Source organism: Streptomyces sp. NPDC050423, from assembly GCF_040655445.1.
GTDB lineage: Bacteria > Actinomycetota > Actinomycetes > Streptomycetales > Streptomycetaceae > Streptomyces.
Window position 1 is genome coordinate 1 of record NZ_JBFAJY010000025.1, and the last position, 20,360, is coordinate 20,360.

The window sequence follows — 20,360 nt, forward strand, 5'->3', positions numbered from 1 at the left end:
GATGGCCTGGATCAACGACCCGGCCAAACGGAGAGACCCCGCACCACAAAACTCATAGCGTCACGACCGTCTCACTGGACTTGAAATCTTCCGCTTCAGCCTGTCCAGCCTTTTCCGAGCGATCGAGGTTGGTGTTCCTGGCCCCGGCAGTTCCCGTCGACCGCGGGCTCGCAACACCGGCGAGAACATCCGGTTGGGAGGCGTGGCCGGGGAGGGTGGGATCGTCAGCGCATCCACGTCGATGACGTTGAACGAATACGTGGTGACGCCATCCCGGACGCTCGCTTGGTGATCGGCATACTCGTAGGCGCACTACAACGGCTGCTGCTCTACCCCGAGCAGGGATTCGTGATCGAGCAGCCGGTACCGAATGACGTGCTGGAGGCATACGAGCGGTTGTGCCGAGGAGGCTTCATGAATGGGCTCCTCACCGCCTACAAGCCGTCCACGAGAGTTCGCACTCGGCTCGCCTCACAGCGCTGTTACCCGCGAACGATGCCCCACGTTCATTCGCCCAACGACCGGACGGCGATCATTAACTTTCGACCCGCTCCGGGTTGATACAGGTTTTTCTTCCTCATCAAGGCGCCCGGCTGACATCCGGCCTTCGGCGCGCGCTCCGGAAAACGGAGAAGAGCCCGTCAGCAAGCTGACGGGCTACCGCGAAAGATCGAGGCTAACGTGCCATCGGATCAGATCGTCGGTGTGTCATCGACGACCTCCTTGTGTGGTTCGACAATGAACTTCCAGCCCTCGCTGGGCTTCAGGAACCGCACTCGAGTCGGGTAGATGTCCAAGGCGCGGCGGTCACGCAGCTGGCTGCTCGTGCCCTTCCGCGCTCGGGCCGGCTCCTCGAAGAGGTCGACCTTGACATCCGGCACCACAGCGACCTCCTCGCTCCAGCGCTGAACGATCCCCGCGCCGAAGGCCTCCCGGGCGGCGGCGTAGAGCGACTCCAGAGATTCCTGATTCCCGCCGGGCACGAAGAGGGCGAGATTCAGGAGGACGCCCGCACTCTGAAGAACCTCGATCTCTTCCCCTGCCTTGTCGGCAACCCAGACCCCGCGCTCTTCGGCATTGTCCGGAAGAACGTGGACCTCCTCGCCGAAGACCGTCTTCGCGGTAAAGGACCCTCCCTCAAAATTCTTACCCGGCTCCGCAAGGAAAGCAGGAGCGTAACAGTCGAGAGAGAGGTCATCCACCCCTGCCGAGACGAAGATTCCGTCCTGGAGACCCAACTCCGAAACCTCTTCGGCCGTAAGCCGTCGAGCCGTGACCTTCTCGGTATTCACGCCGTTCCCCTTTTTTCGTGGCGCACTGTAAATTCATTGAAACTCTACCACGAAAACGATCACGCAGATCTCACTCAATTCCCCCTGAGAGGACAGCAGAAGAGCCCGCCCCTCGCGTCGCAGGTAAATCGCGAGAAGCGCACGGAGGTGCTAAGCGATTCACGAGGCCACTTACTCGCTTCGGCGGCGTTCCCGACAATCAAATCGGTCACAAAATAGAATGCGAGCAAACTTAGCAGAATGGAAAAAACAGGCAACAGGTGCACTGGCCCGCATTGGTCTCCGGAATCGCGCTGCGCCTGTAATCCCATCACCCTGGGTGAGATTCCCGCGACCCGACCGGGCGAACCGGGGCGGCCCCTCTGACGCCCGAGCTCGAAGCGCGGGTTCGATTCTCGTCACCCGCACCGTGAACAGGCCCCAGGCCAGTGGCCGGGGGCTTGTTCGCTGTCTGGACCTCCCGCGTCTTGCCGGGCCGTCCGCGTGCCTCGACTCGCACACCTACAGGATCTGCTCACCCCAGGGCAGCTCAGGCCCCATGGTCTCGTACCGACGCAGCGAACCCTCCGGCGCCTCCATGTCCCAGGCGTTCGTACAGCGCCCGCGCGCGTGGATCGCTCTCCCCCCTCCCCTGTGCGGTCCTGCCAGGCCCCCGTTACTCAACTGCCCGCTGACTACGGGCCGCTGTCCACTGGTCGAGACGAGCTGAGACTGAGCGGAACTCGTCTGTCCGGCAGGGAACCCGGGACATCCGAATACCTTCATAGTCGGTGCCGTGAACCGGCAACTCCCTCTCCCTGAAGGCACAATGACTCAACTCGCACGCACTTTCCGCAGTACCGTCCGCACCGCGTCACTGGCCGCGGCGGCGCTCGGCACCACCGTCGGGCTCATCGGTGGCTTCATGGCCCCGGCTGCGTCTGCTGCCGAGTCGGCCCAGCCGACCTACGACAACTACGTGGCGCTCGGCGACTCGTACGCCTCAGGTGCGGGTCTCAGCCTGGTGGATGACGCCGGCTGCGACCGCACCGGAGAGAGCTACCCTGCGGTGATTGCGGGGGCGGTGAAGGCGAAGTCCTTCAAGAACGCCACCTGCAGTGGTGCCACCACGGCAGAGATGTCCAAGGCCCAGGGCACCAACCCGGCCCAGCTCAGCGCCCTGTCGGCCGACACCGATTTGGTCACGCTGACCATCGGGGGCAATGACATCGGGTTCACCGAGATCATCACCAACTGCGTCGTCGGCAGCTTCAGCGATCCGACCGGCAGCCCCTGCAAGGGGCATTACAACGCATCCGGCAGCGATGCCATCACCACGCGCATCAACTCCGCGGCGGCAAAGGTCACGGTTACCCTTCAGTACATACACGCCCTCGCACCCAAGGCCCGGGTCGTGGTGGTCGGTTATCCGTCGCTCGTTCCGGCCGACGGCAAGGCCTGCCGTCCCGGCGTCCCGTTCGCGGACGGCGACGTGCCCTACCTCCGGGATGTGAACAAGAAGCTCAACCAAGCCCTCGCCGACCGGGCCAAGAGCGCCGGCGCGGAGTACGCCGACACGTACACGATGACCACCGGCCATGACATGTGCCAGAACGAAACGGACCGGTGGATCGAGCCCCTCGAAACGAAGCTCGCACCGGCGCACCCGAACAGGTGGGGGCAGTACGCGATGGCCTACGGCGTCTTCAACCAGCTCCGCAACTAGGGCTCCGGACACTTCGGAGTGCGGGGTGCACGTCCATGGGAGCACGCCGCACCTGCTTCCGGCGCACCTCCACTGACTGAGGGGGCGTGCTCATGGCTCGGAGCCATGAGCACGCCCTTCACCACGTCGGCGCCGGCCTTCTGTAAGTACGACCTCAAGGAGCAGGACACTCCTACCGCAGAACGCCGACTCGTCGTGACCGAAGAAGCCGGACTGCACACCCCGCCCGGCCGCGCTCACCGCGCGGACTGCCGCACGGAGCGGACCAGTCCTCCCGGAAGGGTGGTGCCGGGGGCACGGCGCCGGGACGATGGGGCCGCGGGTATCCCCCGCCATGCTTCGTTCCGCGGGGCACGGGGACGGACTTGAGGGGGGCCATGCGCAGCTACGGGCGTGTGGTGACCGGCAACCTCGGCTGCGCAGTGATCGTCTGCTTTCCGGTTCCGCTCGCGCTCCTCGTGGGATATGGCGCCTGGCGTGCGGGCGACGACTGGGCTTGGATCGCGTTCGCCGTCGGAGGGGCCGGCTCGGCCGTGATCCCTCCGATGACCCTCCGGTTCACGCGCGGGGCATTCCCCCGGATCACGCGCAGGGACCGGCTGAAGGACCGAAGCGTCTCGTACGGGGACGACACCTTCGTGCTGTGGGCCCCTCGGTCGGAACAGGGCACGGCACAGGCGCGGCTGGTGCGGGCCGACGTCCTGGAGGCGTCGCTCGTGCACTACGAGCCCGAGGGCGGTGGGACCTTCACCACCTACGGCGGCGACCTCGCCCCCGACGAGTTCACACCGCTGATCAGGATGCGGCTGCGCGTGCACGACGGCGAAGAGACCGAGGCCTCCGGACCGTTCGACGTCACGGTCCAGTGGCGGGTGCCGTCCTTGTGCCTGTCGGCGGTCACCGCTGGGCGGCTGGCCGTGCTGATCGATCCGGGCCGTCCTGCCGGCCCGGCCGATCCGCGGGTCCCCGGACGGGTCGTCCCCCTCTGGCCGCGCAGCGCCCTGCTGGCGGGCACGAGAACCTGCCGAGTGATCGACCTCGACGGCCGGCTGACCCAGGTGACCCGGCACCCCGTGCGCCAGTTGCGCCAGATGCGGATCTCCCGAGAGGCCGGGGGCATCGAGATGGCCGGCGACACGATCGATCTGCGGCGCCTGGACCCGGCCGTCGCGGCGCGCTACGCCGCCGTGGCCGAACAGGACCGCGCCGCCCCCGAGGACCGGGCGCCGGTGACCGAGCCGGGCGAGGAGTCCCGGTGGCTCGTGGACAGCCTTCCGGGTGAGGCGGCAGGGTTCGGTTCCGTCAGCCGCCGGTGGTCGCGCCGCGGTGGTGTGCTGGTGCGGGCCCGATTCCTGCAGATGACCGCCACACACACCTTCCAGCACCACGGACCGGTCCTCGACACGGTGCTGCGCATCCGTCCCGCCGACGGCACGCCCCCGTTCGACGCCGCCCGGCGGCTGACGGTGCCGATGAGCTACCTCGCCGTCCTGCACCGCACCCGGGAGATCGTCCTGTACGCCGCCCCGAACGGCCGGTCGTTCGTCGTCGACTGGGCCCGCACGGGCCTCCTCGCCGGCACCACCGCGGCCACGGTCATCACCCCCGACGGCCGGGAACTCCCCGTCATGGGAGGCCCTGACGTGATCTGGGTCCTGATGAACCTGCTGGCATCCCGGGGCCTGTCGAACCCGGCTCCCGTCCTGGACCTCCGCGAGCGGCGCATGAGCGGGGCGGCCGGGGCGGTGATGGAGGCGCTACGGAACAGCGCCTCCGCGGTGGGTACGCACGACCGGTGACGGCACCCCCAGCGCCGCAACCCCCTCGAACGGGGCGCCCACAGCGCTGTCGGCTGGGCCCGGCAGAACGCTGCAAGGTTCTCGCAAGGGTCCGTCGAGCCTTCCGTCCCCCCTGCCGGGCATCCCGTTGACAGAAGCAGTTCGTGTCACTCGGAGAGAAGTCAACGGGGGGGACGCCATGACGGCGTTGAGTACGACGGGATCGAGTACGACCGGACCGAGTACGACCGAGGCGAACAGGTTCGAAACGGGCACCATCGAGGCGGACGCGGCTGAGTCACGGCAGTGGCTGACCCTGGTGGGGCGCAAGAAGGTGCTCGCGGTCATCCACACAGTGACGTACGGGAAACGCCTGCTCGACGTCCTTTCCCTGCTGGAGGCCGACTTCCGGCTCCAGGTCGTCTTCACGGCACCGCCGCACGCCTTCGGCGACGACGTGCCCGCCTTCCTCGCGAGGCTGGGAAGCGTGGTGCTGCCGTGGGACCAGGCGACCCGCATGACCTTCGATCTCGCGCTCGCCGCCGGGCCGCGCGGCGTGCAGTACATAGACGCGCCGCTGATCACGCTGCCGCACGGGGCCAACTACCTGAAGCGGGTGATCGGGGGCGCGAACGCGGGCGTCGCAGGGCTGCGCAGGCAGGATCTCCTGCCCGGTGGGCGGCTGCCGGCCGCCGTGGTCGTGCCGCACCACGCCGAGCTGAGCGAGCTGGCGCGCGACTGCCCGGAGGCGCTCCCGCTGGCACACGTGATCGGTGATCCCGTGCACGACCGGATCATCGCCAGCCTGCCGCTACGTGCCGCGTACCGTCGAGCGCTCGGGCTCGCCGAAGGACAGAAACTCGTCGTCGCGGTCTCGACCTGGGGAGCGCACTCGTCCTTCGGCCGGTTCGACGCGCTGCTGCCGCGGCTGATCGGCGAGCTGCCGGCGGCGCGCTACCGTACGGCACTGCTCGTCCACCCCAATGTGTGGGCCGGGCACGGCGCTTATCAGGTCAGGTCGTGGCTGGCGCGGTGCTGTCAACTCGGGATCGCGGTCGTGCCGCCCGAAGCGGACTGGCGCAGCGTCCTGATCGCGGCGGACTGGATCATCGGTGATCACGGTTCGGTGACCCTCTACGGCACGCTCACCGGGGCACCGATGCTGCTGGCCACCTCGCCGGAGCGGGAGATCAATCCCTCGTCGCCCGCCGCGACGCTCGCCGCCCGCACGCCGACGCTGTCCCCCACCCACCCGCTGCTGGACCAACTCGACTACGTGGCCCGGGAGTACCGTTCCGAGGAGCAGGCCGCGATCAGGTCGCGCATCACGTCGGAGCCCGGCCGGTTCAACCGGAACATGCGCAGGCTGATGTACGGGATCCTGGGGATGGGCCAGCCCGCGCACGAGCCGGTGACCGTCCCGCTGCCGGAGCCGGAGCCGCTTCCCTCGGCGGCGTGGGCGCCGGGACGCGGGGAGGCGTCGGCGTGAAGCGCTTCGTCGTGGTCGAGGCGAGCCCCTTTCCGGATGTGCTGCGCGCCCGGTGCGCCGACGCGTCGTTCAGCGTGCGGCTGAGCCCTGCGGACCGTGTCCACAGGGCATCGGTCATCGACGAGCACCTCGTCGTGGACGTGGACGCCTGCCGGGACGGCTCCCTGCTGGACTGCGCGGATGTACTCCAGGGCAGCCGGGCGCACTCGGTCGCCGGCGCACTGCACCGGTTGGCGGAGCTCACTTCTGCCCACCCGGCTTGCGGCATCGCTGCCGTGCCCCTGACCGGCGCCGGTGCCGGTGCCGGAGGCGCGGGCGGCTGGGCCCTGGCCGGCGGCTCCGACCGGTCCGTGGTCCTCGTGCCGCACGGCCCCTGTCGGCCGTATCAGGCCGCCGCGGATCCGTCATTGCTGCCGTCGTGCCTGCACGCCTGGCTGGTGGCGGGGCGCTCGCTGCGGGAGTGGCCGTACGCCCACGACGCACCGTCCGGCTGAGCTGCACACATCCTCATCACCCACCCGGGACCGGGCCGTCGACCACGGCCCGGTCCCCCGGTCCCACCTCGCCGGATCACCCGCCCCCGCGGAGCCGGAGCGCGTCGGCGGGGCTCGTGGTGTCGAACAGGGCGAGGGCCCGCGCGAGGAAATCCTCCGCCACCGTCGCGTCACCGTGCTCCGCGGCGCTCTCCCCCAGCATCTCCAGGGTGCGCGCCTGCCAGAAGGCCGCTCCGGACCCGGTGAAGACCGCCAGGGCCTCGTTCATCCTCGCCACGCCCTCCGCGTACGCGCCCGCCCGGACACCGGCGCGCCCCAGCAGGGCGAGGGCCCGCGCGGCGTCGTGCGGGTCGTTCACCGCCACCATCGCGGCATGGGCCCGGCTGAAGCAGTCGGCCGCCTCGTCCGGGGCCCCCGTCGCGAGGGCGATCTCACCGAGAGTGGTACGGGCGAGGGCCGCGCCTCGCGGGTAACCGCAGCCCTCCCACACGGATATCGCCCGGTTCAGGTAGGTCACGGCATCGGCGGGCAGCCCGGCCTCGCGATGGCACGCGCCGAGGCCCAGCAGAGCCTGGCCCTCGTCCCGTACGTCACCGGCCTCGCGCGCGGCCCGCAGGGAGTCCCGGTACCAGGCGACGGCTTCCTCGGTGCGGCCGGCGGCGCCCAGGCCGATGGCCCCGGAGTTGAGCATCTGGCGCTCGGCCGTCTTGTTCCCGGCCTGCCGGGCAGCCTCCAGGCCGATCTCGTGGGCCTCGATCCAGTCGGCATAGTGGCGCAGTCGTAAGAAGAGGGGCCACAGGGCGTCCACGAGCATCCAACTCGTGTCGTACCAGCCGCTGTCCGCCGCGAGCCGTACCGCACCCAGCAGCTGCGTCCGATGGGAGTCGAGCCAGCCGAGCGCGGCGACGTCGTCGGCGAACGGCAGCGGGAGATCGGGCGGGTGAGCGTAGGTTCTGGGGAGCGTGAACTGCACGGGGGTCAGGCGCTCCTGAGCCGCCGTCGCCGTGTACAGGCTCCAGTCGCAGAATCGCCGCAGCGCCTCCTCGCGGGCGGCGCCGGTGTCGTCCTCCAGGGCGCGGTCGTGCGCGTGGATCCGTAAGAGGTCATGGAAGCGGCAGCTCTCCGGGCCGACGTCCTCCACGAGATTCGCCTCGACCAGCTCGTCCAGCCGGCGCTCCGCCCAGTCCAGCGACTCACCGCAGGACGCCGCGGCGGTCACCGCGTCGAAGGTACGCACGGGCAGCAGACCGAGCGTCCTGTACAGGCGCGCGGCACCGGTGCTCAGCACCGCGTACGACGCGTCCAGCGCCTTGCGCACCGAGGTCTCCCCTTCCACTTCGAGCGCGGCCAGCCGGCCACCGCCCGCGTTCCTGGCGAGGGCGTCGGCAAGCGACCCGACCGACTGTCTCGGCCGGGTCGCGAGCCGGGCGGACGCCAGACAGACCGCGAGCGGGAGGCCCGCGCAGAGGGCCACCAGGCGGTGGACCGACGAGAGTTCGCCCGCGACGCGGTCCGCGCCGATCCCACGGGTGAGCAGTTCGACACCGGCGGCCGTACCGAGCGCGTCGAGCTGGTGAAAGCCCGCTCCCTGCATACGCAGGCCGGTCAGCCTGCGGCGGCTGGTGACGACGACGAGGCCGCCCGGCCCGCCGAGCAGCAAGGGCCGGATCTGGGCGGCCGTGAACGAGTTGTCCAGCATGATCGCTATCCGCCGGTCGGCGGTGAGGGACCGCCACATGGAGGCCAGTTCGACCGCGTCCGTGGACGGCGGCCCCGAGCCGAGCGCCCGCAGGAACTGGCCGAGGATCTCCGCGGGCCCCACCGGTCCGCCCGCCGAGTGTCCACGCAGGTCCGCGTACAGCTGCCCGTCCGGGAATTCGGTGCTCAGCGAACGGAGCCATTTGGACACCAGGGTCGTCTTGCCGATTCCGGCCGGACCGCTGACGACGATCAGCGGCGACCCCGTGCCGCGAAGGCCGTCGAGCGACGCGAGATCCCGCTCCCGGTCGGTGAAGTGGGCGGGGACGGGCAGCAGTTGGCGCGGTGGCGGGGGCCGCGTGGGCGCCGCGGGCGCGGGGTGGAGATGAATGCCGCCGTGCACCTCACGGGCCTGGACGGTGGGACCGTACAGCCTGGCCTCGCCGCTGATCTCATTCCCATGAGGCCCTTGCGGGACCGCACTCGAATCACTCATCTGTCCGCCCCCCGCAGATCGATTGCCCATTGTGCGAACTCTTTCGAGTCCTACCCCGGCGCGCCTTGGAATGACCATCAGGAATAAGAACGGATCGCGCCAAGTATGGCAACGGTGTATGGCGGTATTGCCCGCGTGATGTCATGCTCGTGGGCCATCCGACGGACCAGCGGGGGCGCTGGTGGAATTCCAGATTCTCGGACCGGTGGGGCTGCGGCTGAACGGGCACTGGCTGACGCTCGGATCGGACAAAGAGCGGGTGTTACTGGCCGCGCTCGCTCTTGATGTGGGCCGTCCTGTCGCGATCGGCCAGCTGATGGAACGGCTCTGGGACGGCGACCCTCCCGCACGCGCCCGCGAGAACGCGCACACCTATGTCTCGCGTATCCGCCGACGCCTGCGGGTGGCCGGTACCGGGCCGGGCGCACCGACCATCGTCGGCAGAGCACACACCTACACCCTGCGGACCGCGCGTGACTCCGTGGACCGGCAGCGCTTCCAGCACTTCGTCGATTCGGCGTTCACCAGTGACGGTGACGCACGGACGGTGGAACTTCTCTCCCGCGCGGAGGAGTTGTGGCAGGGCGAGGCGCTGGCGGGGCTGCCCGGGTTCTGGGCGGCGACCGTACGGCGGACGCTCGCCGAGACACGACTGAGCGCCAGCGCGTCCCGCATCGCGGCCGGACTGAGGCTGGGGCGCTTCGCCGAACAGATCGGCGAGCTGTCCGCGCTGGTCGAGCGGTACCCCGGGGACGAGACCCTGCTGGGGCAGTTGATGCTCGCGTACTACGGCAGCGGACGGTACGCGGACGCGCTCCGAGTCCACCAGCGGGCCCGCCAGTCGCTGATGGCAGAGTACGGGGCCCTCCCCGGCGTCGAGTTGAACATGATCCACGAGGGCGTGCTGGCCCGCGCACCGGCACGTGAGCTGGCGCACGGGGGCGGTGGCACGAGGCGAACGGCCGGTCCGCTCGCGACTGCTGCCGGTGCTCCCCCGGTGCCCGTGCCCGAGGCACCGGAGTCCGAGGCGCCCGCGCCTGAGCCGCCCGAGTCCGAGGCGCCCGCGCCCGCCGGGCTCCCGCCCGATGTGCCGCCGCGCCGCAATCTCCCCCAGCAGCCGTCGCTCGTGGGGCGCCGGTCGGAGTTACGGGCCCTGACCTCGATGATCGTCGACAAAGGGGCGCAGGGCGGATCGGTCGTCGCCGTGGAAGCGGTCACCGGAATGGCCGGCGTAGGGAAGACCGCGGTGGCTGTCACCGCCGCCCTCCTGCTCGCCGAAAGGTACCCGGACGGGCAGTTATATATCGATTTGCACGGGCATTCCCCCGCCCAGGAACCCCTGACCGCGAGGGCGGCGCTGGCCACTCTGCTGAGGCTGCTCGGTGCGCCGGCCTTCTCCATTCCGGCGGAGCTGGAGGGGCGTACGGCCCTGTGGCGGACCATGCTGGCCGAGCGCCGCGTGGTCATCATCCTGGACGACGCGACCGGACCCGAACAGGTCGGCCCGCTGCTGCCGAGCGGGTCACCGTCCCTGACGATCATCGCCAGCCGCCGGCACCTGACCGGTATCCCGCAGGCGCTGTCGGTCCCGCTCGACGTCCTGTCGAAGGAGGACGCCATCACGCTCTTCCGCGGCTTCGCGGGAGAGGAACGCACCCGCGACATCGTGGAGACCGCGCGGATCGTGGGTCTGTGCGGGTATCTCCCCCTCGCGATCGAACTGGTGGCGCACCGGTTCCGGGCCCGTACGTCCTGGACGCTGGGCGTCCTCGCCGAGCGCCTCGCCCGAAGTCCCCGACGGCTGGCGGAAATTCGCACCGCGGATCAGGAACAGGAGATGACACGGGCGTTCGCTCTCTCCTACCGGACTCTCACCGCGCAGCAACGGACCGCGTTCCGCTGTCTCGGGCTGTATCCCGGACCCGATTTCACCGCCGACGCGGCAGCCGCCCTGCTGGGTCTGCCCCCGGACACGACGGAGCGATTACTCGAAGGTCTACTGGCGTGTCACCTGCTCAGGGAGCCCGTACCGGACCGATATCGCTACCACGACCTGCTGCATGAATATGCCCACGGTCTATCCAACTCGGAGGACAGTGTGCAGGAACGCCGTCAGGCCCTCGCCCGCCTGACGGATTTCTACGTCACGACAGCCGTTCTCGCGGATCGATTGGCATATCTCCGGCGCATACGGCCGGCCTCACCGACGCCGCTCCTGCCGACGCCTCGGCCGTCCCTGCCGGACGCCGCCGCCGCACGGTCCTGGCTGGCCGCGGAACGCGCCAACCTCCTGGCCGTCGAAGACCACGTCCGCCGCAACGACGACCCCGCGCTCGCCGCCCAACTCGCCTGCGCACTGGCGGGGTTCCTTCAGGCGGAGTGCTATTGGCAGGACGCCAAGAAGCTCCTGAGGCACGCCGTCGCCCACTGGGACCGAACGGGCGACAACGAGCCGGCGCTCTGCCATGCCCTCATCGACCTCTGCGCGGCGGACGCGAGCCTCGGGGACTACGCGGAGGCCGCGGAGGCGGGGGAACGGGCGCTGGAACTCGCGCGGGCCCTGGGCGACGGACCCGCCGAGGCCGAGGCACTACGCGTTCTCGGCACGCTGAACTGGCATCTCGGCGAGAATCGCAAGGCTCTCGTCCTGCTGCAAAAATCCCTCGCCATCAAGTCGCTCTCGGGCGACATCTGGGACAAGGCGCGCAGCCGAAACAATATAGGAGTGACCATGCTGCTCCTCGGGGAACGCGCTCGGGCGCTCGTGCATTTCCGCGCCGCGCTATTCGGATTCCGAGACGCGGCCGACAAGACCGCAGCCGCCAAGACGCTCAACAACATGGGAGAATTACAGATGCAGGCGGGTGAATTGATTTCGGCCCGTCGTTCGTTCGAGGAATCCCTGTCATTTCTGGAAGTCGACGGAAGCCGGTACGACCGCGCGACTGTACGCAGCAATCTGGCCGAAGCCCTGACGGAGGCGGGTGAGTCCACAGCGGCACTTGTCATGTTCAGGACTGCTCTGTCCGAGTTCCGGTCGCTCGGTGACCGGAAGAGCCAGGCAGAGGCCCTGGTCGGGATCGGCGAGGCGTACTGGCGGCTGGGGAGTGCCGAGGAATCCGGCCGGCACCTCCTCGAAGCACTGAAGATCGCACAGGACATGGGAACGGCCCACCAGGAGGTCCAGGCCCTGCGCCGCCTCGGGCGGGCGGACTTGGCCGAAGGCCGTCTGGCCGTCGCGACGGACCGGTTGCGAGCAGCGGTGACCATCGCCGCCCGCATGCACGACGTCGACGAGGAGACCGCCGCGCGGACGCTGCTGGCGGAGGTGCGACTCGCAGCGGGGGATATCAATGAAGCGCGCATGACATTGCGGCAGGCGTTCGAATTAATTCGACATCGAGACAATGTCGATGCGCGTAGAATCAGTCGCCGCCTGAATGACATCGAACAAATACGCGACGATGGCTCGCATGCCCGTTCCGTAGTCTACGACGAATAGAGACAGACGTCGAACTCGAATCCGTAAATATTCGGGCGCGTTTGATTTGGTGTAGCCTTTCGGCTTAACGATCACCCGGAAGGACCATCATCCGTGAGCAAAATCCTGACGGCCGCCACCGTCGCCTGCCTGACCGTCGCGGCAGTACAGGCGGTGCCGGCCATCACGGCGGCACTCGGCTGCATCATGATCTGAGGCAGCCCACCCCGTTCCGGGCGCGACAGCGGCCGGAACGTACCAGCTCCTGAAGGAAGGCTCAGGTCGGCGACCTGGGCCTTTTTGGTTGCCCAGAGGCATCTTGACGGTGCGTCAGCCCCGGCCGGCCGAGTCCACCGACGCCTCGGCGGTCAGGAAGATCCGGTCCAGATGGTGACCGAGTACCGCGAGGGCCGACTCCGGACTTCGCTGGCCCACGAGGATGCTGGTGCCCATAGTCGCCGTCATGGCGAGCAGGCTGATCACCTCCGTACGCGCGGCGACACCGGGATCGGCCAGGCCCGAGGCCTGGGCCTGTTCGAGCAGCCCGGTCAGGGCGTCCTCCGCGGCATCGGGTTCGTCGACGAAGGGCTGGGCGGCAAGCGCCTCGTCGGTCACGGACAGGATCGCGTAGGAGCTGTACAGGAGGTGGAAGGTGCGACCCTCCTCGTCGGTCGGAAGGGAGGCCAGCAGCAGCGCCTCGATCGTCGCGCGCGGGCCCGGGTCCGTACCGGCGGCGTGGAGGCGGGCAGCCACCCGTGCGGTGAAGCGGTCGGTCAGGTGCCGGAGCCCGTAGAAGAGCAGTTTCTCCTTGGTCTCGAAGTAGTACTGCACGAGCCGGAGTGACACGCCGGCCTCGGCAGCCACGTCCCGCATGCCGACAGCGTGCAGTCCGCGCCGCCCCGCGACCCGGATGAGCGCCTCGGCGATCTGGTCGCGCCGTTCCTCGTGGTCCACGCGCTTCGGCATGTTCTCGCGTCTCCGCCGGTCGGTGCTGGGTCAGTGGGCTCTTTTCATGGTACCGCCGTATCACCATCATGGTACGGTCGTATCACGAAGAACGGATCTCCCAGGAGGTGCCACCGTGCCCGACACCACGGCCCGTCCACGCCGCGACGTCGGCCACTACGTCAACGACACCCTGCGCGACCGCTACTTCACCGCCTGCGACGCGCTCTACGCGAGGGGCGCGCCCGCCCGCTCCGAGACGGACGTGGAGACGAGCTTCGGCACCACGCACGTCTACCGGTATGGCCCCGCGGACCCCGTCGCCGAGTCCCGTACACCCGTGGTATTGATCCACGGTGCGGGCGGCTGCTCGGCCCAGTGGTACCCCAACACCCCCGCGCTCAGCGCCGAACGCCCCGTCTACGCGCTCGACACCCCCGGCGACCCCGGCCGCAGTGTCCACCGCGAACCCATGTGGCAGCCCGAGCACGCGGCCCGGTGGATGGACGAGGCCCTCGACGCGCTCGGCCTCCACCGGGTCCATCTCGTCGGCTCCTCCTACGGAGGCTGGCTGGTCATCAACCAGGCGCACCTGCGCCCCGGCCGGATCGCCTCTGTCACCGCCCTCGACCCCGGCGGCCTGGAGAAAGTGGGCCTGCGCTTCTTCGTGTGGATCTTCGCCGGCCTGTTCGCGACCTTCGCCCCCGAGCCACTGCGCCCGCGCCTCGCCTCCTGGCTGGAACAGCCGGTACTCGTCGTTCCCGAACTGCGTGCGATGGTCCGGGCGAGCGTCCGTGCCTTCCGGATACGCCGCCCCGCCCCGCTGCCGCTGTCGGACGAGGAACTGGGCTCGATCCGGACGCCGTTCTACCTCGTCATGGGCAGGCGCAGCCTGCTCGTGCACCCGAAGCGGCAACTGGAGCGCGTACCGCGTGTCCTCCCCGGCGCCCGCGCCGAAATCGTCGCGGCGACCGGCCACGTACCGCAGCTCGACCACCCCGGCCTGGTCAACGGCCGGATGCTCAGCTTCATGGAGGACGTCGACTCCCTAAGAAGTGGTGCCGGGCGACCGTAGCCGGTCGTGGAGGACCGCGAACGCCGTGCAGCTGAGGGGGCAGACCACCGCCGCGGTGACCAGGATGCCGATGAGCACGGGGGCGAGGATGCCGGCGTAATACGCGGCGAAGAAGTTGCCCGTGGCCTGTTCGAGGAGGTCGCGTACGAGGGGGCGCAGCGGCAGGGCGAGTTGCACCACCAGCCGGAGCATCCCCGCGGCGAGCACGGTCAGCGGCAGTGCGAGGGCGAGGACGCGGGCCGCTCCGGCACGCGTCCACGTCAGCGACCAGGATCGGCGCAGGGCCGCGCGGGCGCCGAGGCCATCGGCCGCGGCGGCCGGGGCGAGGGTGAGCGCCAGGCGCAGCAGCACAGCGGCGCATGCGGCGGCCACGGGGGAGGCCGCGACGAGTGTGTACGCCCACGATCCGCGTTCCAGAGGCTCCGGGGTGTCGAGCTGGTAGCCGGTGAGACGGTGCGCCACGACTCCGGCGAGCAGCGGCAGGGGCCATACGATCAGGCCGCGCAACGCATACACGGCGAGCACCGGTCGCAGCTGCGCGGAGAGCGCGGCCCGTGGCGGGTCCCCCTCCGAGGGCTCTTCATCAGCCCCTGCCGCGACTGCTCGGGAGCACACGGCCTGCAGAGCGGCGCTGCCGGTGCCGAGGACGAGCAGGAAGAGCGGGAGCGTCCAGAGGGCGACCAGTGCCAGGCCGGTGGGGTCGTGCAGGTAGGGGTCCTCGACGTGGTGGTACCAGATGCGTTGGTTGCGCATACGCGTGAAGAGGGGCCAGGCGAGCGCGAATATCGCGGTCGTCATCAGGAGCGCGGCCAGTCCGGACAGGCCGACGACGCGAATCGTCGCACCGCCCAGCGTGCCTCGATGCCGCCGCAGGACGGCGAACGTGGTTGCGGTGACGCCGCGTTGCGGGCCGTCACTCGTCGGTGTCGCCGTGCGGTCGTGCCGTGTGGTGCGCGTCATGGGGCGAGCCTTCTGTACGTTCCGGATCCGTTCCTGCCTCCCTGGCAAGGACGCGGGGTGCCGGTGGACGTGTAGCGGTACACGTCACCCTTGCGGTCGCGCGCCGGCAGGTCGCCCTTTCCGTCGCCGCTCAGAAGACACGCCGTCAACGACGGGCAATCGGCGCGCTGCGCACCACCGGACACGCGGGAGGCCGCACCACGTGGTTCGGCCCGGCCGACTACGAAGCCCTCCACCAGGCCCGCGCCGGCCCCGGATGTCAGTGCCCTCTGCTGTGATGACGGACGGAAACGAGAACGCACAACGCGACGGCGGAGGCGGAACAGTGGGCACGTGGGGCGCGGGCAACTTCGACAGCGACACGGCGGCGGACCATCTCGCGGAGCTGGCCGGCCGGCTGGTGACCGAGGTGACGGAGGCGATGGCCGGCGATCCGGTGGAGCTCGAACCGGACGAGTACTGGGGTGTGACCGTCCCCTGCAACCTGGAGCTGCTGCTCCTCCTGAACCGGCAGGGATGGGTGGGCGCGACTCTCCCGTCGCCCGAGGTGATCCGGACCTGGCAGAAGACGTTCCTGGCGGTGTGGGAGCGGACGATCGACGGCCTGGGGCCGAAGCCCGCGTACAAGGACGAACGCAGGGCGGTACTCAACGAGACGTTCGAGCACCTGGCCGAGGCGTCGGCCACAGCGGCGGCAGCAGCAGCCGAGTAGGCCTCCTGAGACGGCCCGGCCCGGTTCAGTCGCGCTTCGAGGCCCGGACGGTCCGGGCGACGGCCTCCTCCGAGAGCCTCGATCACCGCACGGGGAAGCCGAAGGAGTACCCCTGCTGCCTCAGCCAGGGCAGTACCTGGCGCAGAGCGGCCAAGGTCTGCGAGCGGTCCCCGCCCGCGTCGTGGAAGAGGACGGTCGGCCCGTTGGAGATCTCGCTCTTGACGGTGGCGACCATGGTGTCCACACCGGGATGCTCGAAGTCCTTGGTGTCGACGTTCCAGCCCAGCGGACGCATCCCCCGGGACGCGGCGAGGTGTCGGCTGTACGGGGTGAAGGCGCCGCCCGGGGCCCGGTAGTACTGCGGCCGGACGCCACCGGACGCCTTGGTGATCATGCGTTCGGCGTCCAGGATCTGCTGGGACTGGTAGGCCTCGGACTTGGTGTCCATGGCGGTGTCGTGCGAAACGGTGTGGTTGCACAGCCGGTGGCCGCCCGCCACGACCGCCTTGACCAGGTCCGGGTACGCCTGGGCCTGCGTGCCCACCATGCAGAACGTGGCCTTCACACCGCTGTCCTTCAGCAGTTGCAGGACCTGCGGCGTCCAGGTCGGGTCCGGTCCGTCGTCGATGGTGATGTTGACGCCCTTGGCACCGCGGTCCGAGGCGTGCGCGATGTCCTCCGCCACCTTGGCCGCCTTCCCGTCCTGGGCCCGGCCGTCCGGCGAGGAGACGTGCGCCTGCGGCTGCCGCCCTCCGGCGGTCTCGGCCTGCGCGGTCCACACCGAGGTCGCGGCGGCCAGCGCCGTCACTCCGAGTGCCGCCGCCAGAAGCCGGCTGTGCCATCCCCTTCCCTTGTGCTTCGCCATGTCCGCCCGCCCCTTTGTCGTCTCCGCCGATGCCGTGCACCCATCAAGACACACGAACGCCCCCACAAGATCCCTCGGTTACCGATCGCGGACAAATCTGCAGGGGGGCGGCGACATTGGGAGGAGTTCCGCGACAGGGACGGGCGGGGTGCCGCCGGTCGCGCAGGCCCGCCGGACCGGATCGGTCGTCCGGTACCGTCCGCGCCATGACTGCCGATCAGTTCTCGATATCCACCGAGCGGGAAGCCCTCTGCGGGTTCCTCGACAAGCAACGCGCCGATCTGCTCCGGAAGCTCGAGGGTGTCTCCGACGCGGATGCCCGCGTGACACCGACGGTGAGCTCTCTCTCCCTGCTGGGCCTGCTCAAGCACTCCGCCCTCTGGGAGCGCCGGTGGTTCCAGGTCATCGTCGCGGGGCGGGTACTCCCCGGTGAGTGGCCCGAGGCGGAGGACCGGGACGCCGAGGACTTCCGTGTCGGCGAGCAGGACACGGTGCAGCACTGGACGGCCTGCTTCGAGGAGCAGGCGGCCATCGCGCGGGAGATCACCGCGGGCCTGGAGCTGGACGCCCCGTGCGGCCGGGCCGACCTCATGGACCGGAACCTGCGGTGGGTCCTGCTCCACATGATCGAGGAGACCGCCCGGCACGCCGGACACGCCGACATCATCCGGGAGAGCATCGACGGCAGTACGGGCATCAACTAAGGGCTGATGGCCCGCCGGGCGAGCGCCGCGTCCGGGAAGCCCTGGTCCGCGTGACGACCCTCAGTCCTCGGGCTGCGCCGTCATGACGGTCTGCGTCCCGGGTGTCTGTTTCGCGTCCGGTGCCCGCCGCACCACGGCGATGGACACCGCCCCCAGCGCACAGGCGATGCCGGCCACGAGGTAGGCGAGGTGGTAGCCGGTGAGCCGGTCGTCGCCGGTCGCCGCGACCAGGACCATGACCGCCACTCCGACGCTGGCGCCGATCTGCTGTGCCACGACATTCACCGCGCCGGCGACCGCGTGCCGTTCGGGCCGGACGCCGGTGAGCGCGGCGGACGTCATCGAGGGGCGCGAAGCTGGGCAAGGACGCCGGGTTCTTCGCCTTCCCCGGTGAGCACGCCACCGCCATCGGCACGTCCGTCGCGTACGCCGTCTCCACCCGTTCCGAGCACCCCGACGCGGCTGCGGCCTTCCTGGACTTCCTGCACTCGCCCGAGGCGTCCGCCGCGCAGTTCAAGGCCGGCTTCATGCCCGCGGATCGGCGTCGCCTGCACCGTCACGGTGATCGCCGCCCTCGCGGGCTTCGACGTCGTGTACGTCATGACGGGCGGCGGACCCGGCTACTCGACCATGGTCCCCGGCGTCCAGGTCTACCAACTCGTCTTCACCGCGGGCCGGGTGGGCACCGCCTGCGCGCTCGCCACCGTGCTGTCCGTACTCACCTGCGCGGTCATGTACGTCCTGAACAGGCTCACCCGGGAGCGATGAAATGTCCAAGCACCTGCCCCGGCTCGTCCTGATCCTGGCCGCCGCGTCGGTTCTCTTCCCCTTCCTCGCGCTCTTCAGCGCCGCCCTCCAGCCCCAGACGGAGCTGTCACCGGGGCTGACATGGCCGTCCGATCCCCAGTGGGGGAACTTCGCCACCGCCTGGACCACCGCGGGCTTCGGCTCGCTGCTGAAGTCGAGTGCCGTGATCGCGCTCGGAGTCGTACCGATCGCCCTGATCCTCGCGACGCTCGCCGGATACGGCCTGGCGGCCATGCGGCTGCGCGTCAAGGGACCGCTGTTCGCGATCCTGATGCTGGGCATGGCGCTGCCGTACGAGGCGATCGTCATCCCGCTCTACTACGACCTGCGGTCCGTCGGCCTGCTGAACACCTACTGGGCGGTGATCCTGCCGCTCATCGGTCTGTTCATGCCCTTCGGCGTCTACTGGATGCGCACCCACTTCGAGTCCCTGCCGCAGGAGCTCACCGAGGCCGCGGCGGTCGACGGCGCGGGCAGCTGGCGGACGCTGACCAAGGTGCTGCTGCCGACCGCGGGACCGGCGCTCACCACGCTCGGCCTGCTGTATTTCATGTGGTCCTGGAACCAGTTCCTGCTCGCGCTGGTCCTGATCCAGGATCCGGCGATGCGCACCGCGCCGTCCGGACTCGGCAAGTTCGTCCAGCAGTTCGGCCAGAACATCCCGCTGCTGTCCGCCGGCACGATCATCGTGATCACGCCGATCGTCCTGCTCTACCTCTTCTTCCAGCGCCACTTCATCAAGGGCATCCTCCAGGGTGCCGTCAAGTAATGAGGACTTTTCCGTGACCGTCACTCTGGCGATCGTCGGCGCCGGGGCCCGGGGGGCCTCGTACGCGCGCATCGCAGTCTCCGAGGGCCTGGCGACCGTCTCCGCCGTGGCCGACCCCGACCCCGTCCGACGGCGTGCCCTCGCCGAGGAGTTCGGCATCCCGGAGGCCAACGTCTTCCAGGACTGGGCCGCGCTCGCCGCCCGGCCCAGGCTCGCCGACGCCGCCGTCGTGCGGCCGGGTACGGGCGCCGGGCTCGGGCCCTGGGGTACCGCGCAACCCCGCCGATTGCGCCGACCGAGCCGGCGGCGCGGCACGCCAGGTTGTCCAGAAGCCGGAGCGGCCCGTGCCCGCGGCCCCGCGGAGCCCGGCGACCCGCACCCACCGCACCCGCCCAACCGGCACCGAAGACACCTGTTCAAGCGGCCCGGCGCTCCGGTCCCGTCCCCTGACACGACCGCCGCACGCCCGGTGCTACCGGCCCCCTGGGTGGGCGGAGAGCCAGTCCGCGTGGTCCGAGCGCAACGCGTCCCGTTCGGCAGGGGTCGCGGTGATCACGTCGATGCCGCCGTCGTACGGGTGGACCAGCCACCTGAGGCTCCTCGGCGCGAGGATGACCCCCGCCGTCCCGTCGTCCGCGATCTCACGCAGCAAGGGGTCCAGCGATGCCCGCCGGTTCGCCAGCACGCCCGCGTAGAGGTGCGTGTACACGCGGTACTCCGGCTCCTCGGCCGGGTCCTCCAGCACGGTCTGCCAGTGTTCGCCCGGAGCCACGCGCTCCAGGTCCGGTTCCCGTCCGGCGGGTGACGGGTCACCACTCCACCCGCAGGTGATCGCGATGAGCTCCCGGGGCGCGCCGAGGCCGGCGAGGAGGGTGTGGTGCCGTCCGAGGAGGATCTCGTACTCGTCCTCGTCGGTGGCGTAGCGCCTGGACTCCGGCAGGCTGTGGAATCGCACCCACCGGTCCGGGCAGGCGCCCGGCAGAAAGTGACCCACCGGAAGCGTCTCGCCCCAGCGGGCGGTCCACTCCCTGTCGAGGTCCGGCAGGACGCGGCCGGCCGGTGACCCCATGGGCAGCTCCCGAGGACGGCC

General features: G+C 69.9%; 17 protein-coding genes and 2 pseudogenes. 12 read left to right on the plus strand and 7 right to left on the minus strand.

The window, feature by feature from the left end; translation table 11 throughout:
• Positions 1 to 692 precede the first annotated feature (692 nt).
• Positions 693 to 1,292 (minus strand): hypothetical protein, encoded by a 600-nt coding sequence (locus tag AB0I52_RS19355; RefSeq protein WP_363074110.1) that lies wholly within the window; start codon positions 1,290 to 1,292, stop codon positions 693 to 695.
• 808 nt (positions 1,293 to 2,100) lie between these two features.
• On the opposite strand from AB0I52_RS19355, the gene AB0I52_RS19360 reads away from it, so the two are divergent.
• The 4 genes from AB0I52_RS19360 (at position 2,101) to AB0I52_RS19375 (ending at position 6,758) form a co-directional block, all read left to right on the plus strand.
• Positions 2,101 to 2,997: an SGNH/GDSL hydrolase family protein gene (locus AB0I52_RS19360; protein WP_363074112.1), complete on the plus strand. Its 897-nt coding sequence runs from the start codon at positions 2,101 to 2,103 to the stop codon at positions 2,995 to 2,997.
• Between the two features lie 377 nt (positions 2,998 to 3,374).
• Positions 3,375 to 4,796 (plus strand): hypothetical protein, encoded by a 1,422-nt coding sequence (locus AB0I52_RS19365; protein WP_363074114.1) that lies wholly within the window; start codon positions 3,375 to 3,377, stop codon positions 4,794 to 4,796.
• Positions 4,797 to 5,094: 298 nt separating this feature from the next.
• Positions 5,095 to 6,264 (plus strand): hypothetical protein, encoded by a 1,170-nt coding sequence (locus tag AB0I52_RS19370; protein ID WP_363074282.1) that lies wholly within the window; start codon positions 5,095 to 5,097, stop codon positions 6,262 to 6,264.
• Positions 6,261 to 6,758: a hypothetical protein gene (locus tag AB0I52_RS19375; protein WP_363074116.1), complete on the plus strand. Its 498-nt coding sequence runs from the start codon at positions 6,261 to 6,263 to the stop codon at positions 6,756 to 6,758. Before AB0I52_RS19370 ends, AB0I52_RS19375 begins: the two co-directional genes overlap by 4 nt.
• A gap of 76 nt (positions 6,759 to 6,834) precedes the next feature.
• Here AB0I52_RS19375 and AB0I52_RS19380 read toward each other — a convergent pair whose 3' ends face one another.
• A complete protein-coding gene (locus tag AB0I52_RS19380; RefSeq protein WP_363074118.1) occupies positions 6,835 to 8,952 on the minus strand; it encodes a tetratricopeptide repeat protein in 2,118 nt (705 codons plus the stop codon).
• Positions 8,953 to 9,133: 181 nt separating this feature from the next.
• On the opposite strand from AB0I52_RS19380, the gene AB0I52_RS19385 reads away from it, so the two are divergent.
• Positions 9,134 to 12,454, plus strand: coding sequence for a tetratricopeptide repeat protein (locus AB0I52_RS19385; RefSeq protein ID WP_363074120.1), 3,321 nt, complete (start codon positions 9,134 to 9,136; stop codon positions 12,452 to 12,454).
• A 309-nt stretch (positions 12,455 to 12,763) separates the two neighbouring features.
• Here AB0I52_RS19385 and AB0I52_RS19390 read toward each other — a convergent pair whose 3' ends face one another.
• Positions 12,764 to 13,399, minus strand: a complete 636-nt coding sequence (locus tag AB0I52_RS19390) for a TetR/AcrR family transcriptional regulator (RefSeq protein ID WP_363074122.1) — start codon at positions 13,397 to 13,399, stop codon at positions 12,764 to 12,766.
• Positions 13,400 to 13,514: 115 nt separating this feature from the next.
• On the opposite strand from AB0I52_RS19390, the gene AB0I52_RS19395 reads away from it, so the two are divergent.
• Entirely contained in the window at positions 13,515 to 14,453 is a 939-nt protein-coding gene (locus tag AB0I52_RS19395) for an alpha/beta fold hydrolase (protein WP_363074124.1), read from the plus strand.
• Here the strand turns inward: AB0I52_RS19395 and AB0I52_RS19400 are convergent.
• Positions 14,427 to 15,413 carry a hypothetical protein gene (locus tag AB0I52_RS19400; RefSeq protein WP_363074126.1) on the minus strand — a complete coding sequence of 329 codons (987 nt, stop codon included), beginning with the start codon at positions 15,411 to 15,413 and terminating at the stop codon, positions 14,427 to 14,429. The two genes, AB0I52_RS19395 and AB0I52_RS19400, sit on opposite strands and share 27 nt — an antisense overlap.
• Before the next feature lie 325 nt (positions 15,414 to 15,738).
• Between AB0I52_RS19400 and AB0I52_RS19405 the strand changes: the two genes are divergently transcribed.
• Positions 15,739 to 16,125, plus strand: coding sequence for a DUF4259 domain-containing protein (locus tag AB0I52_RS19405; RefSeq protein ID WP_363074284.1), 387 nt, complete (start codon positions 15,739 to 15,741; stop codon positions 16,123 to 16,125).
• 82 nt (positions 16,126 to 16,207) lie between these two features.
• Here the strand turns inward: AB0I52_RS19405 and AB0I52_RS19410 are convergent, their stop codons facing one another.
• Positions 16,208 to 16,990, minus strand: a complete 783-nt coding sequence (locus AB0I52_RS19410; RefSeq protein ID WP_363074128.1) for a polysaccharide deacetylase family protein — start codon at positions 16,988 to 16,990, stop codon at positions 16,208 to 16,210.
• A 206-nt stretch (positions 16,991 to 17,196) separates the two neighbouring features.
• Between AB0I52_RS19410 and AB0I52_RS19415 the strand changes: the two genes are divergently transcribed.
• The gene (locus tag AB0I52_RS19415; RefSeq protein ID WP_363074130.1) at positions 17,197 to 17,694 is read left to right on the plus strand and encodes a DinB family protein; all 498 of its coding nucleotides are present in this window, start codon (positions 17,197 to 17,199) and stop codon (positions 17,692 to 17,694) included.
• Between the two features lie 60 nt (positions 17,695 to 17,754).
• On the opposite strand, the gene AB0I52_RS19420 is transcribed toward AB0I52_RS19415, so the two are convergent.
• A complete protein-coding gene (locus tag AB0I52_RS19420; RefSeq protein WP_363074132.1) occupies positions 17,755 to 18,036 on the minus strand; it encodes a hypothetical protein in 282 nt (93 codons plus the stop codon).
• Between the two features lie 65 nt (positions 18,037 to 18,101).
• Here AB0I52_RS19420 and AB0I52_RS19425 point away from each other — a divergent pair.
• The 4 genes and pseudogenes from AB0I52_RS19425 to AB0I52_RS19440 form a co-directional block, all read left to right on the plus strand.
• A pseudogene (locus AB0I52_RS19425) lies at positions 18,102 to 18,209 on the plus strand (substrate-binding domain-containing protein); the annotation flags it as partial.
• Positions 18,210 to 18,255: 46 nt separating this feature from the next.
• Positions 18,256 to 18,462, plus strand: coding sequence for a hypothetical protein (locus tag AB0I52_RS19430; RefSeq protein WP_363074134.1), 207 nt, complete (start codon positions 18,256 to 18,258; stop codon positions 18,460 to 18,462).
• Position 18,463: 1 nt separating this feature from the next.
• On the plus strand, positions 18,464 to 19,270 hold the full coding sequence (locus tag AB0I52_RS19435; RefSeq protein ID WP_363074136.1) for a carbohydrate ABC transporter permease: 807 nt from the start codon (positions 18,464 to 18,466) through the stop codon (positions 19,268 to 19,270).
• 13 nt (positions 19,271 to 19,283) lie between these two features.
• Positions 19,284 to 19,490 (plus strand): annotated as a pseudogene (locus AB0I52_RS19440) (Gfo/Idh/MocA family oxidoreductase); the annotation flags it as partial.
• Positions 19,491 to 19,742: 252 nt separating this feature from the next.
• Here AB0I52_RS19440 and AB0I52_RS19445 read toward each other — a convergent pair.
• Entirely contained in the window at positions 19,743 to 20,339 is a 597-nt protein-coding gene (locus tag AB0I52_RS19445; RefSeq protein ID WP_363074138.1) for a hypothetical protein, read from the minus strand.
• Between the last annotated feature and the right edge of the window lie 21 nt (positions 20,340 to 20,360).

Bases quoted from the DNA above. Each gene is read 5' to 3' on its own strand.
- AB0I52_RS19360 (WP_363074112.1), top strand. From the start codon at position 2,101: ATGACTCAACTCGCACGCACTTTCCGCAGTACCGTCCGCACCGCGTCA.
- AB0I52_RS19365 (WP_363074114.1), top strand. From the start codon at position 3,375: ATGCGCAGCTACGGGCGTGTGGTGACCGGCAACCTCGGCTGCGCAGTG.
- AB0I52_RS19380 (WP_363074118.1), bottom strand. From the start codon at position 8,952: ATGAGTGATTCGAGTGCGGTCCCGCAAGGGCCTCATGGGAATGAGATC.
- AB0I52_RS19390 (WP_363074122.1), bottom strand. From the start codon at position 13,399: ATGCCGAAGCGCGTGGACCACGAGGAACGGCGCGACCAGATCGCCGAG.
- AB0I52_RS19400 (WP_363074126.1), bottom strand. From the start codon at position 15,413: ATGACGCGCACCACACGGCACGACCGCACGGCGACACCGACGAGTGAC.
- AB0I52_RS19410 (WP_363074128.1), bottom strand. From the start codon at position 16,990: ATGGCGAAGCACAAGGGAAGGGGATGGCACAGCCGGCTTCTGGCGGCG.
- AB0I52_RS19415 (WP_363074130.1), top strand. From the start codon at position 17,197: ATGACTGCCGATCAGTTCTCGATATCCACCGAGCGGGAAGCCCTCTGC.
- AB0I52_RS19420 (WP_363074132.1), bottom strand. From the start codon at position 18,036: ATGACGTCCGCCGCGCTCACCGGCGTCCGGCCCGAACGGCACGCGGTC.
- AB0I52_RS19435 (WP_363074136.1), top strand. From the start codon at position 18,464: ATGTCCAAGCACCTGCCCCGGCTCGTCCTGATCCTGGCCGCCGCGTCG.
- AB0I52_RS19445 (WP_363074138.1), bottom strand. From the start codon at position 20,339: ATGGGGTCACCGGCCGGCCGCGTCCTGCCGGACCTCGACAGGGAGTGG.